19 protein-coding genes and 2 tRNA genes are annotated in these 23,152 nt (G+C 44.7%); 19 read left to right on the top strand and 2 right to left on the bottom strand.

What is annotated here, in order from left to right; all coding sequences use genetic code 11:
• Nucleotides 1–19: 19 nt before the first annotated feature.
• The 14 genes from glmU to NAF01_RS00370 all read left to right on the top strand — a co-directional run bounded on the left by glmU (nt 20) and on the right by NAF01_RS00370 (nt 15,886).
• Nucleotides 20–1,393, top strand: a complete 1,374-nt coding sequence (glmU, locus tag NAF01_RS00305) for a bifunctional UDP-N-acetylglucosamine diphosphorylase/glucosamine-1-phosphate N-acetyltransferase GlmU (RefSeq protein ID WP_048009783.1) — start codon at nt 20–22, stop codon at nt 1,391–1,393.
• Between the two features lie 44 nt (nt 1,394–1,437).
• Complete coding sequence (locus NAF01_RS00310; RefSeq protein WP_048009784.1) at nt 1,438–2,394, top strand: ribose-phosphate diphosphokinase; 957 nt, start codon at nt 1,438–1,440, stop codon at nt 2,392–2,394.
• 165 nt (nt 2,395–2,559) lie between these two features.
• Nucleotides 2,560–3,210: a 50S ribosomal protein L25/general stress protein Ctc gene (locus tag NAF01_RS00315; protein WP_197249101.1), complete on the top strand. Its 651-nt coding sequence runs from the start codon at nt 2,560–2,562 to the stop codon at nt 3,208–3,210.
• A 750-nt stretch (nt 3,211–3,960) separates the two neighbouring features.
• Nucleotides 3,961–4,521, top strand: coding sequence for an aminoacyl-tRNA hydrolase (gene pth / locus NAF01_RS00320; protein ID WP_163145142.1), 561 nt, complete (start codon nt 3,961–3,963; stop codon nt 4,519–4,521).
• Nucleotides 4,522–4,651: 130 nt separating this feature from the next.
• A complete protein-coding gene (locus NAF01_RS00325) occupies nt 4,652–4,882 on the top strand; it encodes an anti-sigma-F factor Fin (protein WP_048009787.1) in 231 nt (76 codons plus the stop codon).
• A 503-nt stretch (nt 4,883–5,385) separates the two neighbouring features.
• Nucleotides 5,386–8,925, top strand: coding sequence for a transcription-repair coupling factor (gene mfd, locus NAF01_RS00330; protein ID WP_250801532.1), 3,540 nt, complete (start codon nt 5,386–5,388; stop codon nt 8,923–8,925).
• 476 nt (nt 8,926–9,401) lie between these two features.
• Nucleotides 9,402–9,938: a stage V sporulation protein T gene (gene spoVT, locus NAF01_RS00335; RefSeq protein WP_009336655.1), complete on the top strand. Its 537-nt coding sequence runs from the start codon at nt 9,402–9,404 to the stop codon at nt 9,936–9,938.
• A 156-nt stretch (nt 9,939–10,094) separates the two neighbouring features.
• A complete protein-coding gene (locus NAF01_RS00340) occupies nt 10,095–11,702 on the top strand; it encodes a putative polysaccharide biosynthesis protein (protein WP_250802404.1) in 1,608 nt (535 codons plus the stop codon).
• Nucleotides 11,703–11,710: 8 nt separating this feature from the next.
• Nucleotides 11,711–13,165 (top strand): bifunctional methyltransferase/pyrophosphohydrolase YabN, encoded by a 1,455-nt coding sequence (gene mazG, locus NAF01_RS00345; RefSeq protein WP_250801537.1) that lies wholly within the window; start codon nt 11,711–11,713, stop codon nt 13,163–13,165.
• Nucleotides 13,166–13,182: 17 nt separating this feature from the next.
• Nucleotides 13,183–13,449 carry an RNA-binding S4 domain-containing protein gene (locus NAF01_RS00350; RefSeq protein ID WP_035332980.1) on the top strand — a complete coding sequence of 89 codons (267 nt, stop codon included), beginning with the start codon at nt 13,183–13,185 and terminating at the stop codon, nt 13,447–13,449.
• A 387-nt stretch (nt 13,450–13,836) separates the two neighbouring features.
• Nucleotides 13,837–14,139, top strand: coding sequence for a sporulation protein YabP (gene yabP, locus NAF01_RS00355; protein WP_197249098.1), 303 nt, complete (start codon nt 13,837–13,839; stop codon nt 14,137–14,139).
• The gene (gene yabQ / locus NAF01_RS00360) at nt 14,136–14,768 is read left to right on the top strand and encodes a spore cortex biosynthesis protein YabQ (RefSeq protein ID WP_048009793.1); all 633 of its coding nucleotides are present in this window, start codon (nt 14,136–14,138) and stop codon (nt 14,766–14,768) included. Before yabP ends, yabQ begins: the two co-directional genes overlap by 4 nt.
• A 15-nt stretch (nt 14,769–14,783) precedes the next feature.
• Nucleotides 14,784–15,194 carry an FtsB family cell division protein gene (locus tag NAF01_RS00365; RefSeq protein ID WP_048009794.1) on the top strand — a complete coding sequence of 137 codons (411 nt, stop codon included), beginning with the start codon at nt 14,784–14,786 and terminating at the stop codon, nt 15,192–15,194.
• Between the two features lie 236 nt (nt 15,195–15,430).
• Nucleotides 15,431–15,886, top strand: a complete 456-nt coding sequence (locus NAF01_RS00370; protein ID WP_163145272.1) for a S1 domain-containing RNA-binding protein — start codon at nt 15,431–15,433, stop codon at nt 15,884–15,886.
• Nucleotides 15,887–16,011: 125 nt separating this feature from the next.
• Here NAF01_RS00370 and NAF01_RS00375 read toward each other — a convergent pair.
• Together NAF01_RS00375 and NAF01_RS00380 are read right to left on the bottom strand one after the other, a co-directional pair.
• Nucleotides 16,012–16,083 (bottom strand) — tRNA-Glu (locus tag NAF01_RS00375).
• 169 nt (nt 16,084–16,252) lie between these two features.
• Nucleotides 16,253–16,326 (bottom strand) — tRNA-Met (locus tag NAF01_RS00380).
• Nucleotides 16,327–16,682: 356 nt separating this feature from the next.
• Here NAF01_RS00380 and spoIIE point away from each other — a divergent pair.
• From spoIIE to hpt, 5 genes are all read left to right on the top strand, one after another.
• Nucleotides 16,683–19,163: a stage II sporulation protein E gene (gene spoIIE, locus NAF01_RS00385; protein WP_197249096.1), complete on the top strand. Its 2,481-nt coding sequence runs from the start codon at nt 16,683–16,685 to the stop codon at nt 19,161–19,163.
• Nucleotides 19,164–19,253: 90 nt separating this feature from the next.
• Nucleotides 19,254–19,991 carry a VWA domain-containing protein gene (locus tag NAF01_RS00390; RefSeq protein WP_163145270.1) on the top strand — a complete coding sequence of 246 codons (738 nt, stop codon included), beginning with the start codon at nt 19,254–19,256 and terminating at the stop codon, nt 19,989–19,991.
• A complete protein-coding gene (locus tag NAF01_RS00395) occupies nt 19,960–20,937 on the top strand; it encodes a serine/threonine protein kinase (RefSeq protein WP_226620327.1) in 978 nt (325 codons plus the stop codon). The genes NAF01_RS00390 and NAF01_RS00395 overlap by 32 nt, the downstream gene beginning before the upstream one ends.
• A gap of 161 nt (nt 20,938–21,098) precedes the next feature.
• On the top strand, nt 21,099–22,487 hold the full coding sequence (gene tilS, locus NAF01_RS00400; RefSeq protein ID WP_197212396.1) for a tRNA lysidine(34) synthetase TilS: 1,389 nt from the start codon (nt 21,099–21,101) through the stop codon (nt 22,485–22,487).
• A 23-nt stretch (nt 22,488–22,510) separates the two neighbouring features.
• A complete protein-coding gene (gene hpt / locus NAF01_RS00405) occupies nt 22,511–23,056 on the top strand; it encodes a hypoxanthine phosphoribosyltransferase (RefSeq protein WP_175609168.1) in 546 nt (181 codons plus the stop codon).
• Nucleotides 23,057–23,152 lie beyond the last annotated feature (96 nt).

Below are 23,152 nucleotides of genomic sequence, written 5' to 3' on the forward strand. Positions count from 1 at the left end.
TTAAATTGGAGGCCTGTAAATGTCTAATCGATACGCGGTTATTTTAGCCGCAGGCCAGGGGACAAGAATGAAGTCAAAGCTTTACAAAGTTCTTCACCCTGTATGCGGCAAACCGATGGTTCAACATGTTGTTGATCAAGTTACAAAGCTTAACATAAAGGAAATTGTCACAATCACTGGACACGGAGCGGAAATGGTGGAGCAGCAGCTTGGCTCCAGCAGCAAATATGCTCTTCAGGAGGAGCAGCTTGGCACCGCACATGCGGTTATGCAGGCCCGCCAAATGCTTGAAGGCAAAGATGGTGTGACCATCGTTGTCTGCGGAGATACACCGCTCATCAGACATGAAACGATGGAAGCGCTTTTCAAGCATCATGAAGAGCTTTCTGCCAAAGCGACTATTTTAACAGCTCATGCGGATAACCCATTCGGATATGGACGCGTGATCCGCAATGACATGGGGATGGTTGAAAAAATCGTTGAACAGAAAGATGCTTCCGAGGAAGAACGCAAAATAAAAGAAATCAATACTGGAACTTATTGCTTTGATAATAAGGCTTTGTTTGAAGCCTTGAGCAAAGTAACAAATGATAATGTGCAGGGTGAATATTACCTTCCGGATGTAATTGAGATTCTGAAAAATGAAGGTGAGGTCGTTACGGCTTACCAGACAGCTGATTTTGGCGAGACTCTGGGTGTCAATGACCGTGTAGCCTTATCCCAGGCAGAATCATTCATGAAACAGCGGATTAATGAAGAACATATGCGTAACGGCGTGACCATTATCGATCCGTCAAACACATATATTGGAGCGGATGTGAAAATTGGCTCAGATACAGTTCTTTACCCTGGAACCATCATTTCCGGCAATACCATCATTGGTTCTGAGTGTGTGATCGGACCAAATACGGAGATTTCTGATTGCCATATTGGAGAAGGCACAGTGATCCGCCAGTCTGCAGCGCATGACAGCCATATCGGTTCACAAGTGAATATTGGGCCGTTTGCTCACATTCGTCCGCAATCAGATATTCATGATGAAGTGAAAATCGGCAACTTTGTTGAAGTGAAGAAGTCTGTTTTCGGAAAAGGAAGCAAAGCCTCTCACCTAAGCTATATTGGCGACGCAGAAGTAGGCAAGGATGTTAACCTGGGCTGCGGCTCAATCACTGTTAATTATGACGGCAAAAATAAGTACCTGACCAAAATCGAAGACGGTGTATTCATTGGATGCAACTCCAATCTCGTGGCACCGGTAACGATCGGGGAAGGTGCATATGTAGCAGCAGGCTCGACAATTACTGAAGATGTGCCGGGAGAAGCCCTTTCCATTGCCCGTGCACGCCAGGTGAACAAGGAAAATTACACGCAAAACTTAAACATTAAAAAATAAACCGAACTTTCTATTTGTAAGAAATAAATCGATGGAGGCCCAAAATGTCAAACCAGTATTTAGATCCAAATTTAAAGGTGTTCAGTTTAAATTCAAACCGCAAGCTGGCTGCAGAAATCGCCAATGTGATTGGTGTGGAGCTTGGTAAGTGTTCCGTAACGCGCTTCAGCGACGGCGAAATCCAAATTAACATTGAAGAAAGCATCCGCGGATGCGATGTGTATGTAATTCAGTCTACGAGCTCTCCTGTCAATGAGCATTTAATGGAGCTTTTGATCATGATCGATGCTCTTAAGCGTGCATCTGCCAAGACCATCAACATCGTAATGCCTTACTATGGCTATGCTCGCCAGGACCGCAAAGCAAGAGCGCGTGAGCCGATTACAGCTAAGCTTGCAGCAAACCTTTTGGAAACTGCTGGTGCAACCCGTGTGATTACACTTGACCTGCATGCGCCGCAAATTCAAGGATTCTTCGATATTCCTATCGATCATTTAATGGGTGTGCCAATCCTTTCTGATTACTTTAAGAACAAAATGATGGATAGCGACATCGTAATCGTGTCACCTGACCACGGCGGTGTAACACGTGCGCGTAAAATGGCTGACCGCTTAAAAGCGCCGATTGCCATCATTGACAAGCGCCGTCCAAGACCAAATGTGGCTGAAGTCATGAACATTGTAGGGAACATCGATGGAAAAACGGCCATCTTAATCGACGATATCATTGATACTGCCGGAACGATTACACTAGCAGCAAATGCCCTGATCGAAAACGGTGCATCAGAAGTGTATGCATGCTGTACACACCCGGTTCTATCCGGACCTGCCATCGAAAGAATTGAAAACTCAACCATCAAAGAATTGGTTGTAACAAACTCAATCACTCTTCCGGAAGAGAAGAAAACAGACAAGATTGTCGAACTTTCCGTAGCACCGCTGATCGGTGAAGCGATCATCCGCGTTCATGAAGAGCAATCTGTCAGCACTCTGTTTGATTGATCGGTCATAAAATAACTGCCCAGGCTTGCTGCAAAGCAAGCCTGATTTGCGTTCTTTGTGAAAAATAATAAATCTGTAAAAAACAAAAACGTTTAGACTTCCTCATTTTAGGGCATTTTTTTATATAGACAAGACTATTTTTAAAATGAGGAAGGGGACGTTTTTATGACAGCTGTATTGCAGGCAAAAGAAAGAAAAGGTTCACGCAACTCTAACTTAACCTCACTGCGCAGGGAAGGGAATATTCCGGCCGTTGTGTATGGTTCAAAGCTGCAAAGCAAATCAATCTACTTAAGTGAAGCCGATTTTCTGAAGACGATAAAGGAAGTAGGCAGAAACGGCGTATTTTCATTAGATGTAGATGGCAGCAAGCATGAAGTGGTGCTAAGTGACTACCAATCCAATCCAATTAGAAATGAAATTGTCCATGCGGATTTTCTTGCGGTAGATATGAATAAGGAAATGACGGCAGATGTACGCGTCGTCTTAACTGGAGATGCAGCAGGTGTGAAAGATGGAGGCGTTATGCAGCAATCCATGCATGAAGTCTCAGTCACAGCGACACCGAATAATATTCCATCCTCTGTTGAAGTGGATGTAACGAACCTCCAGGTAAATGAAACCCTGACAGTCGCCGATATCAAAGTAAATCGGGGCTATGAAATAAACAATGAAGAAGACACAGTTATCGCTTCCATCCTTCCTCCAAGACAGGAAGAAGAAATCAACAGCGGTGAAGAACAGGAAGCGGGCACACCTGAAAATGAAGAAGGCAGAGAAACAACAGCAGATGAAGATAAATCAGGCGAAGAATAAGCTCGGGAGAAGCTATTCTTACAGGGGCTTTGCACTATGGCAAGCCCCTGTTTGCTTGGGTTTGAAATGAGCCTGCATTGGCCCGGCTTTGGACAGCCTGGGGCAGCTTCGGACAGAGGAAGCGGAAAAAGTGTTGTCAGAGTCCGAACCTGGTTCAACTTCGGACACAAAAAGCAGGAAAAGAGTTGTTAGAGTCGGAACCTTGTCCAACTTCGGACACAGAAAGCAGGAAAAGAGTCGTTAGAGTCTGAACCTGGTTCAACTTCGGACACAAAAAGCAGGAAAAGAGTTGTTAGAGTCGGAACCTGGTCCAACTTCGGACACAAAAAGCGAAAAAAGAGTCGTTAGAGTCGGAACCTGGTCCAACTTCGGACACAGAAAGCAGGAAAAGAGTCGTTAGAGTCGGAACCTTGTCCAACTTCGGACACAGAAAGCGGAAAAAGTGTTGTCAGAGTCCGAACCTGGTTCAACTTCGGACACAAAAAGCAGAAAACCGCACGCATAGTCCGAACCCGTCCCAACTTCAGACACAGAAATCGGAAAAAGTGTTGTCAGAGTCCGAACCTTTCCCAACTTCGGACAGAGAGACCGAAAAAAGCGCGCGCAGAGTCCAAACCGGCATCATCCAAACAGAATCTTCTTACCGAACCACACACTTTCTACTATAATAAAAAAGAGAATAGATGAACTCAGCGCACACGCCAGGTAATTCACAGGCGCACTTGCGCTTTTCTAATATGGGGTGAGAAAATGAAGTTAATTGTAGGGCTGGGGAATCCCGGCAAGCAGTATGATAAAACCAGGCACAATATTGGCTTTGATGTGATTGATGTTTTATCCGACCGGCTGAATATTCCTCTGAATCAGGCCAAGCTGAAAGGCGTATTTGGCACAGGGTATGTGAATGGGGAAAAAGTCTTTTTGCTTAAGCCACTTACATATATGAATTTATCCGGAGAGTCCATCCGGGCAGTTATGGATTACTTCGAGATTAATGATGATGAACTTGTGGTCATCTATGATGATCTGGATCTTCCTGTGGGCAAGATCCGGCTCCGCCAAAAAGGGAGCGCAGGCGGCCACAATGGGATCAAGTCGACAATTGCACATCTGGGAACACAGGAATTTAACAGAATCCGAGTCGGGATCGACCGTCCGCCAAGCGGCATGAAGGTGCCGGACTATGTGCTCGGCCGATTCACGAAAGAAGAACAGGCCATCATGGACGAAACGGCTAAAAAGTGCGCAGAGGCCTGTGAGGAATGGTTCAGAAAACCATTTTTACAGGTTATGAACGATTTTAATCAATAATCTTCATATTTTATTAATCTTTTCATAGAATAATGTATCTCACCTTTGGCAGCAGCGCCGGATGCGTGAATAATTTCCCTGCCCGGAGTCCATACTAGGATATATGGACAGTTTAACGGGAGGGACAGGCATGGCTATTCATTATCATTGCCGTCATTGCGGAACAAAGATTGGTTCAATAGAGAACAGCTCTGTTTACTCAGAGCAGCTTGGCTTCCATAAGCTAAACGATCAGGAACGCCAGGAGATGATCTCATATGACCAATCAGGAGATATGCATGTAAGAGCGATCTGTGAGGATTGCCAGGAATCACTTGAACGCAATCCGGATTATCATCAGCAGGACTTTATTATTCATTAACAAGCTTTGGAGGCAATCCAAAGCGTTTTTCTATTTCTGTTTTGAGGCATCATTAAATTTAATAGAAACCGTTCTATAGTTTCTTGTTGGATCCTTATTTTATTTAGTAAGATTAATGATAGGAAAATGGATTTTGCAGACTGTCAGTTTTCCGGTTCAATGGGGCCTGGAATGACATCTGCCTTTTGGTGGTTTTACTGCCGGAGCGCTTTTATAAAAGAAATGAAATTTTGCCTAGCTCAAGTGCCTGGCCCCTCGAGGATTCGGGGGTGATCAAGGCGCTTGCGCTATTCTAAAAAGATAAGAAAGTACAATTTTAACGTTGAGAACTGTCTAGCTTCAGCGCCTACCCCCTCAAGGAGTCGGGGGTGGGCAAGGCGCTTACGCTTTTGAAAAATAAAAGAAACTTTGAATATTGAGAACTGTCTAGCTCCAGCGCCTACCCCCTCGAGGAGTCGGGGGTGATCAAGGCGCTTGCGCTTTTCGTTTTAGGAGGGGCTTTCATGTTTGGTCTTAAAGAGATTATTAGCCGGCAGGATGATGTAAGTTCCATCTTGTCTGGCATTGAAGAAGGGCTGAGGGAGCAGATGCTTGCCGGTTTATCAGGATCGGCACGCACCTTGTTTTTGTCTTCCATATATGAGCAATCGGGAAGGCCGATGCTTGTTGTGACGCACAACCTTCTGCAGGCACAGAAGCTATATGATGATATCGTCAATCTGGCAGGAGAATCAGAAGTGTTTTTGTATCCTGCCAATGAATTGATCGCAGCTGAAATGGGGATTGCAAGTCCAGAGTTAAAGGCCCAGCGGATTGAGGCTTTAAATTATTGGAGTACACATAAGACAGGTATCATGATTGTCCCGATGGCTGGGCTAAGAAAAATTCTTCCGCCTCCAAACCACTGGACAAACTACCAGCTGTCTTTAAAAATAGGCGATGATTTGACTGATGATCAATTAAAAAAATTTGTTCAGATGGGCTATGTCCGTTCGGAGATGGTTTCTTCGCCAGGAGAATTCAGTGTCAGGGGCGGGATCATTGATATCTATCCACTGACTGAAGCGGATCCGGTAAGGATTGAGCTGTTTGATACGGAAGTGGATTCGATCCGGACATTTTCTTTGGAGGACCAGAGATCAAAAGAAAAGTTAACCGAGATTTCGATTGGACCTGCAACCGAAATTCCTATTGATTCAGAGCACTTCCAGACCATAATTGAAAAACTGGAAAAAGGTTTGGGATCAAGCCTGAAAAAATTGAAAGACGATAAAGCGAAAACGCAGCTGGCCCAGAATGTTGGCTACGAATTAGAACAGCTGCGAATGGGGAACAAGCCTGAACAGCTTTTCAAATACCTTTCATTTGCCTTTGAGGAAGGAAGTAGTTTAGTAGACTATCTCCCTGCCAATGGCTTAATTTTCATTGATGAAATCAGCCGTGTTCAGGAAATGAACGACTCCCTGGATAAGGAAGAGGCTGAGTGGTATACAAGCCTTTTAGGTGAAGGCCAGATCATTCATGATGTGAAGGTGTCACACACGTTAAAAGAGTTTTTGCACCGCTCCAGGCATCCGATTACGTATATGTCGCTGTTCCTGAGACATGTACCGAATACCAACCCGCAAAACATCATTAATGTCACCTGCAAACAGATGCAGAATTTCCATGGACAGATGCATGTGCTGAAAAGCGAGCTGGACAGATGGAAAAAGGGCAGATATTCGGTCGTATTCCTGGGTCCTGATGAAGAGCGGATCAAAAAACTGCAAAGAGTGCTTGAAGACTACGAGATTGAAGCAGCATTTGTGAGTGAGAATGACCCGGTTTTAACAGGGAAAATCCAAATTACAGAGGGCAGTCTGCAGACCGGATTTGAGCTTCCAGGGCAAAAGCTGGCCGTTATTACGGAAGAAGAGCTTTTTAACAAACGCACGAAAAAGAAGGCCCGCAGGCAAAAGCTTTCAAATGCGGAAAGAATCAAAAGCTATTCCGAACTGAAGGTTGGGGACTATGTCGTTCACGTCAATCACGGGATCGGAAAGTACCTGGGGATTGAAACCCTTGAGATTAATGGAGTCCATAAAGATTATCTCCATATCCGCTACCAGGGCAGCGACAAGCTGTATGTGCCGGTGGAGCAGATTGATCTTGTCCAGAAATATGTCGGCTCCGAAGCAAAAGAGCCTAAAATTTACAAGCTGGGCGGAAACGACTGGAAGCGTGTTAAGAAGAAGGTTCAATCATCTGTTCAGGATATTGCGGATGATCTGATCAAGCTTTATGCAGAGCGCGAGGCATCAAAAGGCTATGCCTTCAATCCGGATGGGGATATGCAAAGAGAGTTTGAAGCGGCCTTCCCTTACCAGGAAACAGAGGACCAGATCCGCTCCATCCATGAAATTAAGAAGGATATGGAGAGGGAGCGCCCGATGGACCGCTTATTATGCGGAGATGTGGGCTATGGGAAAACAGAAGTGGCCATTCGTGCCGCCTTTAAGGCAATTGCAGATGGAAAGCAGGTTGCCATCCTCGTACCGACGACTATCCTTGCTCAGCAGCACTATGAAACAATGAGAGAACGATTCCAGGATTACCCGATCGAAATCGGGCTATTAAGCCGATTCAGAACAAAAAAGCAGCAGACCGAAACGCTAAAGGGCTTAAAGGCAGGGACTATTGACGTAGTTGTCGGCACACACCGGATTTTATCAAAGGATATCCAGTATAGAGATTTAGGCCTGCTCATTATTGATGAAGAGCAGCGCTTTGGTGTGACACATAAAGAAAAGATCAAGCAGCTTAAGACCAATGTAGATGTCCTTACTCTGACAGCCACGCCAATCCCGAGAACCCTTCATATGTCAATGCTTGGCGTCAGGGATCTTTCAGTTATTGAAACACCGCCTGAAAACCGATTCCCGGTTCAAACCTATGTGATGGAATACAATGGTGCACTGGTTCGTGAGGCCATTGAAAGGGAACTGGCGCGGGATGGACAGGTCTATTTTCTATATAACCGGGTGGAGGATATAGAACGAAAAGCCGAGGAAATATCCATGCTGGTTCCAGATGCAAGGGTAACATATGCCCATGGGAAAATGACGGAAAATGAGTTAGAATCTGTTATGTTAAGCTTCCTTGAAGGCGAGTCCGATGTTCTCGTCAGCACAACGATTATTGAAACAGGCGTTGATATTCCAAATGTCAACACGCTGATTGTCCATGATGCAGACAAAATGGGTCTGTCCCAGCTTTATCAGCTCAGGGGCCGGGTTGGCCGTTCCAACAGGGTTGCCTACGCGTATTTTACGTATCGAAAAGATAAAGTATTAACAGAAGTAGCTGAAAAGCGGCTTCAGGCCATCAAGGAATTTACGGAGCTCGGTTCAGGCTTCAAAATTGCCATGCGGGATTTATCCATCAGGGGCGCAGGCAATCTGCTTGGAGCTGAACAGCATGGATTTATCGACTCCGTCGGTTTTGATCTGTATTCGCAAATGCTGAAAGAAGCGATTGAAGAACGGAAAGATAAGCTGGATGGCATCGAAGAAAAGCCGGCTAAAATTGAAATTGATCTGGATGTTGATGCCTATATTCCTGATTTCTACTTGTCTGATGGCCATCAGAAAATTGAAATGTATAAGCGATTCCGCGGCATTTCCTCTCTTGAAGATGTAGAAGAGCTTCAGGATGAAATGATCGACCGTTTTGGCGAATATCCGGATGAGGTAGGCTACTTATTTCAGATTGCCGAAATGAAGGCTTATGGTGAAATGGCAGGAGTCGAGATAGTTAAGCAATCCAAACAAGAAGTGCTGATTCTTTTATCTGAAAAGGCCAGCGAACATATAGACGGACAGAAGATTTTCCAGATCACCAGCAAATACGGGCGGATGATCGGCCTGGGCATGGATGGAAAGAAGCTGAAAGCAGTCCTCCATATTAAAGGCGTCAAAACAAATGAATGGCTCAACATTGCCTACGAAGTGATTAAGGGAATGCAGGAAGCTAAGAAGGAACAAGAACATCCAACTGCGTAACTCTTGGACATCAATCTGTCAAAAAAATGAAATATTAGAAATGTTTATCTCGTTCTGACAAGGGTATTTTTAAACGAAGACCATTTGGAATGTTTATCCGGAAATGGAATGAATAACATCTACGAGAAAAAGTTTTTGTGCACGTATATAACTTTCCATATGAAAGATACTAAGTTCAAACATGGCGATGCATTCATTTTCTCCCAATTATGGATCATAGCCAGAAGAGGAAAGAGCAAGTGCTGGCGCTGAAGAGAATGTCTAGCTCCAGCGCCTAGCCCCTCGAGTCATAAGCCAAATCACTCCAGAAATCAGGATTTCCTGCGTGATTCGTCTTATGCTTGTCGGACTGGCACAGGATGTGCTGGCATCTGCGTTCGCCACAGGACGTGGCGGTTTTTAGCAGATGTTCATACATCTTGATGGGCGCTTCCGCTTTTCTATTAAATCATCAGATGAAAGTGAGGCAACGTTGGATGAAAGCAACAGGTATAGTTCGTCGTATCGATGATTTGGGTCGTGTAGTCATTCCTAAAGAAATCCGCAGAACATTGCGTATTCGTGAGGGGGACCCGCTGGAGATTTTCGTAGATCGTGATGGAGAAGTCATCTTAAAGAAATATTCACCAATCAGTGAACTGAGCGATTTTGCAAAAGAATATGCAGAAGCATTATATGACAGCCTGGGAAATCCAGTGTTAATCTGTGACAGAGATACTTACATTGCTGTTGCAGGCGGTTCTAAAAAGGACTATTTAAACAAGAATATAAGCGATCTTGTTGAAAAAACAATGGAAGAACGCAGTTCAGTACTGGTAAACCAGTCAGGCGATATTTCACTGGTGGACGGGAACACTGAATCTTCCTCTGCTTATACAATTGGCCCTATCATTGCAAACGGCGACCCAATTGGTGCAGTTATCATTTTTGCAAAAGAAGATTCACTTGGCGACGTGGAACAAAAAGCAGTTGAAACAGCAGCAGGCTTCCTTGCCAGACAAATGGAATCATAAAAATGAATACTTAATGAAAGGGGTAGCGGAATGCTGCCTTTTTTCTTTGGCGTGTAAACTCAGTGCAAAGAAGCATCCGTGCACAACCGAAAAATCCCGCACAAAGCCCCAATATGCTATAATACTTTCGAATTCAATTGGAAGGAGATGGGCAACCTGAGGCCCGTTCAGACATCCGGCGATTTGTTTAGAGGTGCGTTTATCCTGACTGTCGCTGCCTTGATTACAAAAATTTTAAGCGCTATTTACCGGGTCCCCTTTCAGAATATTGTCGGGGATGTGGGGTTTTATATATATCAGCAGGTTTATCCGTTCTATGGAATCATCATTGTGTTATCTACATACGGGTTTCCGGTCATTATTTCTAAGCTTTATGCCGAACAGGCTGCTCTAAAGAAAGAGCAGGATATTCAAAATTTATTTGCCGTATCTGCCTTTGTTCTATTCATAATAGGTTTTATCGGGTTTTCCATCCTGTATTGGGGCTCGGACTGGCTGGCTGTCAGGATGGGCGATCCGCAGCTGGCAATTCTGCTAAGAGTGGTGGCAGCCGTGTTTCTTCTTTTTCCCATTCTGTCTCTCTTCCGGGGATATTTTCAAGGGAAAGGGGACATGGTTCCAACCGCGGTTTCCCAGGTAGGAGAACAGCTTATCAGGGTCGTTACGATCCTGCTTGCCGCTTATCTGCTGGTTAAGGGAGGAAATTCCCTCTACATGGTGGGAGGCGGGGCCATGTTCGGGGCTGTTACCGGCGGAGTCATCGCCGTCCTGATTTTAATTACTTTTTTTTATATAAAAGAAAGAAAAAGCCTGCCGTCCTCCATTTCAATTGATTTTAAACAAGGCGGCAAGCTGGCGAAAACGATTATCATACAGGGATTTGCCATCTGCATCAGCAGTCTGGTGCTTATTTTCATTCAGCTGGCAGATTCGTTTAATTTATACTCGCTCCTCTTGGCATCCGGAATTGAAGGGGAAGAGGCCAAGGCGCTAAAAGGCGTGTATGACCGCGGACAGCCGATTGTCCAGCTGGGCATTGTCGTGGCAACATCCATGTCCTTGTCGCTGGTGCCGCTCATTTCCAAAGAAAAAATGAAAAATCAGCCCGCATTCCTTCATAGTAAAATCAGGCTTGCCCTTCAAATCGGCATTCTGGTCGGAGCTGCGGCAACCGTTGGGCTCTGGAATATCATAAAGCCTGCAAATATTATGCTGTTTGAAAACTCATCAGGATCGGATGTCCTGGCGATTCTCAGTCTGCTGATTTTGCTGAGCAGCCTGATCATCACCATTACCGGCATTTTACAGGGACTTGGATTCATCTTTTTCCCGGCAGGAGCCATTCTGCTTGGATTTGCGGCAAAACTCATCCTGAATACGCTATTGGTGCCATCATACGGCACAATCGGTGCAGCGGTGGCCTCATGCATAGCCCTTACGGCCGTCCTCATGCTTCTTATAGGAAAGCTTCAGGTATACTTGAAAATTTCATTGATTTCACTGCGCTTTCTATTAGCGGCTGGATTCGCAGCACTAATAATGTCAGTTGTTCTGCAGCTGTACCTGCACGCGACAGCACTGCTGCCCATCCCGGAACCGGGCAGAACGTTTGCCGGATTCCAGGCATTAAGCGGCGTAGCGCTCGGAGGCTTTACGTATTTGTATATCATGTTTAAAGGCAATACTTTTAAAGAGGAAGAGCTTGCTTTGCTGCCTCTTGGAAGCAAACTCATGTTCTTGCTTCCCAAAAAGACTAGGAGATGAATCGCTTTATGAAAAAAATAACCATCCTCGGACTTGGAGCAGGAGATTTGAATCAGCTTCCTTTTGGTGTATATCGACAGCTTAAAAATACAGAGGCTCTTTACCTGCGGACTAAGGAGCACCCGGTTCTTCGTGATCTCGAACAAGAAGGGCTGACGTATCAGTCTTTTGATCATATTTATGAAAAGCATGAGCAGTTTGAAGAAGTATATGAGGAGATTTGTGAATTTCTCCTGAATGAAGCTCTTGCCAAAGAGATTACATATGGAGTTCCAGGGCATCCACTTGTTGCGGAGCGTACGGTGCAGCTTCTCATAGAGCGGGCTCCGCAGAGAGGCATTGAGATTATCATTGGAGGAGGACAAAGCTTCCTGGATCCTCTATTTCAGTCTTTGAAGATCGATCCGATCGAAGGTTTTCAGCTTCTGGATGGAACCGATCTGAAAAGGGATGAAATTCAGGTGGTACAGCACGTCATCATTGGACAGGTGTATGATCAGTTTATTGCGAGTGACGTCAAGCTGACATTGATGGAAAAACTGCCTTACGATTACGAGGTTTATATTGTAACAGCTGCCGGAAGCAGCGAAGAAGTGATCAAAAAGGTGCAGCTGCATGAATTGGATCATAATATGGAGCTGAATAACTTAACTTCCGTATATGTGCCCCCTGTAAAAGATGAGACTGTCCTTTATAAAGACTTTTCTAAACTGCGCAGCATTATCGCTGAATTGCGCGGACCAAACGGCTGTCCATGGGATAAAAAGCAAACTCATGAATCACTAAAGAAATATTTAATCGAAGAAGCCTATGAGCTGATTGAAGCGATTGATAATGAAGATACCGAGCATATGACGGAAGAACTGGGCGATGTCCTTCTCCAGGTGATGCTTCATGCTCAAATCGGCGAGGATGAAGGCTATTTTGCCATTGATGATGTGATTGAAGGCCTTTCCGAAAAAATGGTCCGCCGCCATCCTCATGTCTTTGGCGATGTGCAGGCTGAAAATGAAGAAGATGTCCTGAAAAATTGGCAGAGCATTAAGCAGGAAGAAAAGGGTGACAAACAGGAATCCATGATGGATTCTGTCCCGAAATCATTCCCGAACTTAATGAGAGCGGCTGAAATTCAGAAGAAAGCAGCAAAAGTAGGCTTTGACTGGAAGGAAGTTGAGCCTGCCTGGGAGAAGGTAAAAGAAGAGATTGCCGAATTCGAAAAGGAAGCAGCGGACTCCAGCCCGGAGATGGAGCCGGAATTTGGCGATATCCTGTTCGCTCTTGTGAATATTGCACGTTTTTATAAAATCGATGCCGAAGACGCTGTGAGAAAAACAAATGAAAAGTTCATCCGCCGCTTTAAGTATGTGGAAGAGCGGGTAATGATGAGCGGCAGAAAATTTGAAGACTTTACGCTCGAACAGCTTGATGAATTCTGGAATGAGGCAAAATCAAAAGGCTATTAATAGAGGAGTGGCGTTACATGAGATTAGATAAATTTTTAAAAGTATCAAGACTTATCAAAAGAAGAACATTGGCAAAAGAGGTCTCTGATCAGGGAAGGATCACGATAAACGGACAGCAGGCCAAAGCAAGCTCCACTGTTAAAGTGGGAGATGAGCTACAAGTCCGCTTCGGCCAGAAGCTGGTAACGGTTAAGGTGGAACGCCTGCAGGAAACGACCCGCAAGGAAGATGCGGCCGGCATGTACTCGATTGTGAAGGAAGAAAAAGTGGAATCGGAAGCATAAGACGTATGAGCTCCCGCTTTTCTTATATTATCAGAATTTATATCATTGAACTTCGATAACTGTCTAGCTCCAGGCGCCATCGGCTCGAGGTCATAAGCTTGTCTTGTTTCGGCTCCTAGGGACTCGAGGTCATAAGCCGCTCCCTTCCAGAAGGAAAAAACACCTTCTTACAGGGACCGTCTTATGCTAGTCGTCCCTGGGCAGTCGCCTCAACATTTCTTTCAATCCGTCTAAAAGGTTAAAGAACAACCTTTCAGCCGGCTCGTCTTATGCTTGTCGCCGATAGGCGGGCGCCTTGCGCTTTTCTTGTTGGCTTGTTCTATTTTAATCCCCCCATTCATAAACATGTACAAAAAGGTTGTACTATGTGATTGCGGGGGATGAATAATGAGTCAATATTATGAGGCAAATTCAAACAAAACCAATACTCAGGAACATGATGTCATTATGAGAGGCAGAAGGCTGATTGATATTACGGGTGTTAAACAGGTGGAAAGCTTTGATAATGAAGAGTTTTTGCTGGAGACGGTGATGGGGTTCCTTGCGATTAGAGGGCAGAATCTGCAGATGAAGAATCTGGATGTGGACAAGGGAATTGTTTCCATCAAAGGGAAGGTATTTGACCTTGTTTATATTGACGATCAGAATGGAGATAAAGCTAAAGGTTTCTTTAGCAAGTTGTTCCGATGACACTGACCACTCAATTTGTGACCATGCTGGCGATGATTGGCATGGGAAGTGTATTTGGGGCTGCCCTTGATACGTATAATCGTTTTCTGCAAAGGACTAAGCGGAAAAGCTGGCTTGTTTTCATTAATGATATTCTTTTTTGGATCGTACAGGGTCTGGCAATCTTCTATATTTTATTCCTGGTGAATAAGGGTGAACTGAGGTTTTATATTTTCATTGCTTTGCTGTGCGGGTTTGCCGCTTATCAAAGTTTATTTAAGAAAATGTATCTGCGGGTATTGGAGATATCCATCCGAATGGCGATCTCCATATACCGCTTTTTCGTGAAGACCTTAACTTTGCTCATTTATAAACCCATCCAGGGTCTGATTATGGCGTTAATTGCGATTGCCGTCATGCTTGGAAAAGGACTTTATTCCCTTTTAAAAGTTATACTTCGAGTCTTTTGGTTCATCTTGAAGATCGTTTTTCTGCCTGTCAAATGGATTTTGTCACTTTTATGGAAACTTTTGCCGAAAAAGATTAAAAAAACAGTCGAGAAGTTATATAATAAATTGGCAGGATATTTACAGCGGATAAAGAATTATGTTTTAAAATGGACAGCAAAGTGGAAAAAACCTAAAGAGTAAGGAGGGAGTGCGGAAGTGAGTGCCACCAAGAAGAAAAATGTAGCCAAAATGGAAACCAGCTATGTCAAACAGCAGGAAGCAGCAGAGATCAGTGCAGGCCGGAAGAAAAAGCTTTTATTTCGCAGATTAGCAGCATTTTTCACACTGGCAGCCGTCGTTTCATTTTTTATGATCACAACACTCGTTTCGCAGTCTGCTGCTCTGGAAGAAAAAGTGGAAGAGAAAACCAGGCTGGATCAGGAGCTTTCTGACCTGAAGAAAAAAGAAGTTATGCTCGAAGAAGAAATTGTTAAGCTGAATGATGATGAGTATATCGCGAAGCTTGCCCGCAAGGATTATTTCCTATCTGACAATAACGAAATCATCTTTAACCTCCCTGAAGAAGATGCGGAAAAAGAAAAGAAGAAAGAAAAAAAGGCCGACTGACGCTATATTGACACTCTTTTTTTGGTTTCTGTATAATATATAAAAAGTTTCACTTTATCGCAGTCTAACGGGCAGTAAGACCCCCACTTCAAGACTCTGAGGAATCAAAGGAGGATAAGTGGGGATCAAACTGCCCGTAAAGGCCCGATTGGTTCAACTAACAATCAGTGGGGGATAAGGAAAACCCCCACTGATTGAAGTTTCACTTTATATCTTTCAAGGAGGCAGTTTTTTTAATGTCAATCGAAGCAGGCAGCAAGTTAACTGGAAAGGTTACAGGCATTACAAATTTCGGAGCATTTGTGGAGCTGCCGGAAGGCTCAACCGGTCTGGTGCACATAAGTGAAGTCGCTGACAAATATGTAAAAGATATTAATGAGCACCTAAAAGTGGGTGACGTGGTTGAAGTAAAAGTCATTAATGTCGAAAAGGACGGCAAGATTGGATTATCCATCAAAAAGGCAAAAGACCGGCCTGAGCGTTCTGAAAGACCTGAAAGAGGAGACAGAAAAGAATTCAGACCGAATTCCAATTCTGGCCGCCCTCGCCATAACCGATCAAATGACCATCGCCCTAAAGAAAACTTTGAAGCCAAAATGGCCCGTTTCCTGAAGGACAGCGAGGATCGTCTGTCATCGCTAAAACGCCATACTGAATCCAAACGCGGAGGAAGAGGAGCTAAGCGAGGCTAACTTGCTGCTGATCGATCTATATAGCAGGATGGAAAACAAGTCCGGTTGGGCTTGTTTTTTTGTGCTTTTTAACGCAAATTCAGCCATCAAAAAAACGCCAGCCTAAGGCTGACGCTCTTTTGAAATGACCCGTACGGGATTCGAACCCGTGTTACCGCCGTGAAAGGGCGGTGTCTTAACCGCTTGACCAACGGGCCAGGATAATAATAAATTTGGACAACGAGCTTCCGCATTTCATTTAGTCCAGCTTCAGCGCCTACCCCCTCGAGGTCACAAGCCGCTCCTCCCAAAAAGGTAAAGAACACCTTTCTGGGAGAATCGTCTTGTGCTGGTCGGGGGTGACCGAGGCGCTTCCGCATTCTTTGATAGCGGCGGAGGGGATCGAACCCCCGACCTCACGGGTATGAACCGTACGCTCTAGCCAGCTGAGCTACACCGCCAAATTTCAATAGATTACTAGATGTGCTCTGAAGCACAAGATTTATAATACAAATTTTTAAAAAGGAAGTCAATAAGATATTAAAAGAAATATGTCGTATATCTCCCTTGCCTCTTCGTCAATTTCTTCCATGCTTCGCTTTTCGCAGAAAGCTTTTATTCCAACGGTTTGTTTACTTTTTTTGTCAGAACTAAGCTGAACCTCAGGAAGCTCCATTTTAAATCTTGTTATCTATCCCCATATATAGTGGAAAACCGTCGAACGAAAAGCCAGGGCTTGTCCGCTATTTTGACAAACTTCTGGAGCGCTTGATTTTATAATTGTCAGCAACGATAAAAATATGGGGAGTGTAGTTTAATGGAAAAGGTAGAAAGGAATGTAATGGAGCCGATCGGGGAAGTGCCCTTCAACAAACCGAAACTGGATATTGCCAAAGGCTTAAAAAAGCTCCAATCAGGGCTGGAGAATTTCTTTCTGAAAAAAGGCTATGTTCTGCTGATCATTGGCTTTTTGCTTGGAAGAGCCTTGATATTGGCGAAGCTTACCCCATTTAGCCTTCCGTTTTTTGCAGCGGTATATTTCATACGAAGAGATAAGGCGCCCCTGGCACTGGTGGGATTAATGGCTGGCGCCGCCACATTATCCATATCTAATGCGGTATCCGCTTTTGGAATTACCTTCATCTTTTTATTTGCATTCCGGGTCTCAAAGAAATGGCTGTCTAATGAAATCAGGGCACTGCCTTTTTATGTATTTTTCACTCTCTTGGCAGGCAAGCTCCTGGAGGCCTTCATTATGAAGGGCCAGCTGGCTTTATATGATGGCATGATGGCCGGTGTCGAATCAAGCCTTGGTTTCATCCTGACGCTTATTTTTCTGCAGGGATTGCCGCTTCTATCCATAAATAAACGCAGACAATCACTGAAAACCGAAGAAATCGTCTGCCTGATCATTATGCTGGCTTCTGTCATGACGGGAACGATCGGCTGGACGGTATATGATCTTTCGGTGGAGCATATTATGTCACGCTACCTGGTCCTGCTCTTCGCCTTTGTGGCAGGAGCTACAGTCGGTTCGACAGTCGGGGTGGTAACCGGACTGATCTTCTCCCTTGCGAATATATCGAGCTTTTATCATATGAGTCTGCTTGCTTTTGCGGGCCTTTTAGGCGGCCTTTTGAAAGAAGGCAGGAAGTTTGGTGTGGCATTCGGTCTTTTGGTTGCGACACTCCTGATGGGCATGTATGGAGAGGGCAGCGGAAACCTCATGAAAACTCTGTCAGAAACAGGTGCAGCCATTCTTTTGTTTTTACTAACCCCGCAGGCTTTAACGTTGAAATTGGCCAAGCACATCCCGGGAACACCTGAATATGCCGCAGAACAGCAGCAATATATGAGAAAAATGCGTGATGTGACGGCACAGCGCGTTGCCCAGTTTTCGAGCGTCTTTCAGGCTCTTTCCAAAAGCTTTTCCTCCCATGATGAACCGTCCCAATGGGAAGAAGACAGTGACAGGGAAGTGGATTATTTCTTAAGCAATGTAACGGAAAAAACCTGCCAGACCTGCTTTAAGAAGGATCACTGCTGGTCAAAGAACTTTAATACAACCTATGACTATATGATGGATATTATGCATGATGTGGACAACAACGAAGGTGCCCTTTCTCCAAAGCTTGCGAGGGATTGGGAAAAGTACTGCACAAGATCGAAAAAAGTGACAGAAGCCGTTCAGCAGGAGCTGACTTATTATAAAGCGAACCAAAGACTGAAGAAACAGGTTCAGGAAAGCAGGAGGCTGGTAGCCGACCAGCTTAAGGGTGTTTCGGAGGTGATGGGTGACTTTGCCAAGGAAATTCAGAGAGAGCGGGAAAATCATCATAAACAGGAAGAACAGATCCTTGAAGCGCTTCAGGAGTTTGGCATTCATATCGAGCAGGTGGAAATCTACAGCCTGGAGCAGGGAAATGTCGACATTGATATGACTATTCCCTACTGCCAGGGACATGGGGAATGTGAAAAGCTCATTGCACCGATGCTATCTGATATTTTGGGAGAAACGATATTAGTAAATTCAGAGGAATGTGCCGCGTTTCCGAATGGATACTGCCATGTCACATTCCGGTCAGCCAAGGCATTCGTGGTTGAAACAGGCGTGGCCCATGCTGCGAAGGACGGCGGCTTAGTGTCCGGGGACAGCTATTCCACCATCGAGCTGGGCTGCGGAAAGTATGCGATAGCCATCAGTGATGGAATGGGCAATGGGGAAAGGGCCCATGCAGAAAGCCAGGAGACACTTCAGCTATTGCAGAAAATTCTACAATCGGGCATTGAAGAGCAGGTTGCTATTAAATCCGTCAATTCCGTTCTATCTTTACGAACCACAGACGAAATTTTTTCCACCCTGGATCTGGCCATGATTGATCTGCAGAATGCTGACGCAAAATTTTTGAAAATTGGATCAACTCCAAGTTTCGTAAAACGAGGTCCTAAGGTCATGAAAATTCAGGCCAGCAACCTGCCGATGGGCATCATTCAGGAATTTGATGTCGATGTGGTCAGTGAGCAGCTCAAAGCCGGCGATTTATTGATCATGATGAGTGATGGCGTGTTTGAAGGGCCGAAGCATGTGGAGAATTTTGATTTGTGGATGAAGCGCAAGATTTCCGAGCTGAAGACGGATGATCCTCAGGAAGTGGCCGATCTGATTATGGAAGAGGTGATCAGGTCAAGGTCCGGAAATATAGAGGATGATATGACAGTGGTGGTCTCAAAGGTTAAGCATAATACACCGAAATGGACAAGCATCCCTGTACATGCCATCCGCCAAAAGGCCAACTGATTAATTTGCTCATCGAGACATGTTTATATGTATAAATCCCCTCCTTTCAGTCGAAAATGCTAACAACTCATATGTGGAGGGGAGTTTCAAATGAAAACAGGAACACTGAAGCAGATTTTATTGATAACGGATGGCTGTTCAAATCAGGGTGAAGATCCCATTGCCATGGCGGCTCTCGCCAAGGAGCAGGGAATAACCGTGAATGTCATCGGAGTCATGGAGCAGGATGTCATTGATGAACAGGGAATGAACGAAATTGAAGGAATCGCCATGTCAGGAGGCGGAGTCAGTCAGGTAGTCTACTCTCAGCAGCTTTCCCAGACGGTACAGATGGTGACGAGAAAAGCCATGACCCAGACACTTCAGGGAGTGGTCAATAAAGAGCTCCAGCAGATTCTGGGCGGTGCAAAAACGATGGAGGACCTCCCGCCTGACCAGCGCGGCGAAGTGATGGAGGTTGTGGATGAATTGGGTGAGACTGTCGAGCTTGAGGTGCTGGTCCTCGTGGATACCAGTGCAAGCATGAAACATAAGCTCCCGACCGTTAAGGAAGCCCTGCTGGATCTATCCTTGAGCCTGAATGCCCGCTCTGGTGATAACCGTTTTTCTGTATTCGTATTTCCCGGGAAAAAGAAAGATGTCGAAAAACTGCTGGATTGGACACCAAATCTTGAATCGCTGACCAGCATATTTTCGAAATTGACAACGGGCGGGATTACGCCAACAGGCCCGGCCATTCATGAGGCACTAAACCATTTCAAGAAAAAACGTTCATTAAGGAGTCTGCTTTCCCGTGATGATGAATCATTCTTTGAAGAGTCAGTGTAAAGTAAACCCTGGTACTGTGATTGAAGGAAAGTGGCACCGCAGCCGATATACCATTGTAAAGGAATTGGGGTATGGTGCTAATGGGATTGTTTATCTCGCCAAAAACCAAAATCAGCAGGTTGCTTTGAAAATGAGTGATAACGGGATGTCCATCACGTCCGAAGTGAACGTCCTTAAATCCTTTGCAAAGGTCCAAGGCTCTGCCCTCGGGCCTTCTTTGCTTGATGTCGATGATTGGGAAAGAAGGAGCGGTAAGGTATCATTCTATGTAATGGAATATATACAGGGTCCTGATTTGCTGACATTCATACAGCAAAAGGGGCCATCCTGGACAGGTGTTTTAATTGTACAGCTCCTGAATGATCTGGATGCATTGCATAAAGCGGGCTGGGTGTTCGGTGATTTAAAGCCGGACAATCTGATCGTAACAGGCCCTCCATCGAAAATACGCACCATTGATGTGGGCGGTACCACCATTCAGGGCAGGGCAATAAAGGAATTCACCGAGTTTTATGATCGCGGCTACTGGGGGATGGGGACCAGAAAGGCTGATCCTGCTTATGATCTTTTTGCTGCAGCCATGGTATTAATCAATACGGCCTATCCTAAAAGATTTGCCAAGACAACTGGTGACCTTAAACAGCTCAAACAGATGGTCCGCCAAAAGAAAGAACTGCTGAAATACGAAGATGTTATCCTGAATGCTCTGCAGGGCCAGTATAGCTCAGCCGGTGAAATGAGAAATGATATGCTCCAGCTCACACGTGCAAACCCGGCGCAAAGGAGCAAGGTAAGCAGGAATCCCGGACAAACCGCCAGCACTCAGCCTGCCAGCAGGCAAATGCACAGGCAGAAAAAACAGAAAGGGAGCTTCTTTGAAACTCTGCTCATCACCCTTATTGTAACCGTGCTATATTTCTTATATATTTATGGGCAGCTGCTTTGAATTTGAAAGAAATGAAACTTTCTTTTCGGTGATCCGTATTATAAGCTTAATCCCTTTTGATATTTACCCTTTAAAAATGATATGCTTTTCTGTAGGAAGGATTATCCTGCCTTTTGCAGGGGTAGTAATAAATATATTTAAATTGGATAAGGAAGAAGCCTATGCTCGAAGAGAAAGTGAGTGCTTTCCTTAAGAAAAAGGGATTGGATTTAAAAAATAAGAAAATAGTAATCGGTGTATCAGGAGGGCCGGATTCCATCGCCCTGCTCCATTATTTTTGGAGCAGACAGCAGCAGTATCAGACAGAACTGATTGCCGCACATGTCGATCATATGTTCAGAGGTGAAGAATCGCTTCAGGACGCCATGTTTGTGAGGGATTACTGCAGGGACAAAGCTATTCCATTTGAAATGGAAAGAGTGAATGTGCCTGAGTATATGGAGAAGTCCGGGAAGAGTTCACAGACAGCTGCCAGGGATTGCCGCTACAGCTTCTATCAAAGAATAGCCGGGAAATATGGGGCAGACTATATAGCGCTTGGGCATCATGGTGATGATCAGGTTGAAACCATTTTAATGCGCCTCACAAGGGGAAGCGCAGGCAGCGCAAGAGCAGGTATCCCCGTTACGCGTCTGTTTGGTGATTATACGATCATCCGCCCGTTTCTGTGCTTGAATAGAGCGGAAATCGAAAGCTACTGCCTGAAAGAACACCTGAACCCCCGGCGGGATCCAAGCAATGAAAAAGGCATATACAGCCGGAACCGCTTCAGGCAGGAAGTGCTCCCATTCCTGAGAAAAGAAAATCCCCAGGTGCATGAGCATTTTCAAAAATTCAGTGAAGATTTGCAAAGTGATGAAGCATATCTGCAGGAATTAACCGTCCATAAAATGAATACAGTAATGAAAAAGAATGCCAATGAGGAAATTAGTGTGGATATCGATGCTTTTGAGGCAATGCCAATGCCTTTACAAAGGAGAGGGATTCAACTAATATTAAACTATCTTTATAAGGAAAGGCCGGCATCGTTATCGGCATCTCATATAGAGAGTATTTTTTCCTTAATGAAAAGTCCTCATCCATCGGGAAATTTAGATTTTCCAGGCGGTTTACATATTGTACGCTCCTACCGGCAATGCCACTTTTTATTCCCGAAGGAACCTGTACAATCCTATCGATATGAAATCTTCAAACCTGCAAGCATTAAACTCCCAAACGGCGGATCGATTATCCTTGAATATGCTGACTGTCCTGAAGGAAATCTAAACAATGAAACCCTGGTACTGGACAGGGAAGGTGAATATTTTCCAATCATCATCAGGACGAGAGAAAAGGGAGACCGCATGACGCTTAAAGGAATGCAGGGTTCCCGAAAGATTAAGGATATTTTCATCGATCATAAAATACCGCTGCATGATCGGAAAACCTGGCCAATCGTGACAGATGCACAAGGCAGGATTCTATGGGTGCCTGGTTTGAAGAAATCGCATGATGATAGGCAGCAGCAATTCTGCACCAGTTATATTATTTTAAAATACATAAAGCAATGATCTTCTAGGGGGCACAATAAATGATGAAAAATGATATTGAAAAAGTACTGATTTCGGAAGAGGAGCTGCAGGATAAGATTAAATCCCTTGCTGCTGAACTTACTGAAGAATACCAGGACCGATTCCCGCTTGCCATTGGGGTTTTAAAAGGGGCAATGCCATTCATGAGCGACCTTTTAAAGCGTGTGGATACATATCTTGAGATGGACTTCATGGATGTATCCAGCTATGGGAATTCAATGGTTTCTTCAGGAGAAGTGAAAATCCTGAAAGACCTTGATACTTCTGTTGAAGGCAGAGATATTCTGATCATTGAAGATATCATCGACAGCGGCTTGACACTCAGCTATCTGGTTGAGCTGTTCCGCTACAGAAAAGCGAAAAGCATTAAGATTGTAACACTGCTTGACAAGCCAACTGGAAGAAAGGCTGATATCAAAGCGGATTATGTAGGATTTATTGTTCCTGATGAGTTCGTAGTCGGCTATGGCCTTGATTATGCGGAAAAGTACCGCAACCTTCCATATATTGGAGTGCTTAAGCCGGAAGTATACAGCAATAACGATTAAGGAAATCCTAAGTATGATCTTGGATTAAAGCCCTTTACTGAAACAAGAATCACCCGGTTTTAAGAAGTCTAATTCCTTGTATTGGCACGATTTTCT

Source organism: Cytobacillus firmus (assembly GCF_023657595.1).
Classification (GTDB): domain Bacteria; phylum Bacillota; class Bacilli; order Bacillales; family Cytobacillaceae; genus Cytobacillus; species Cytobacillus firmus_B.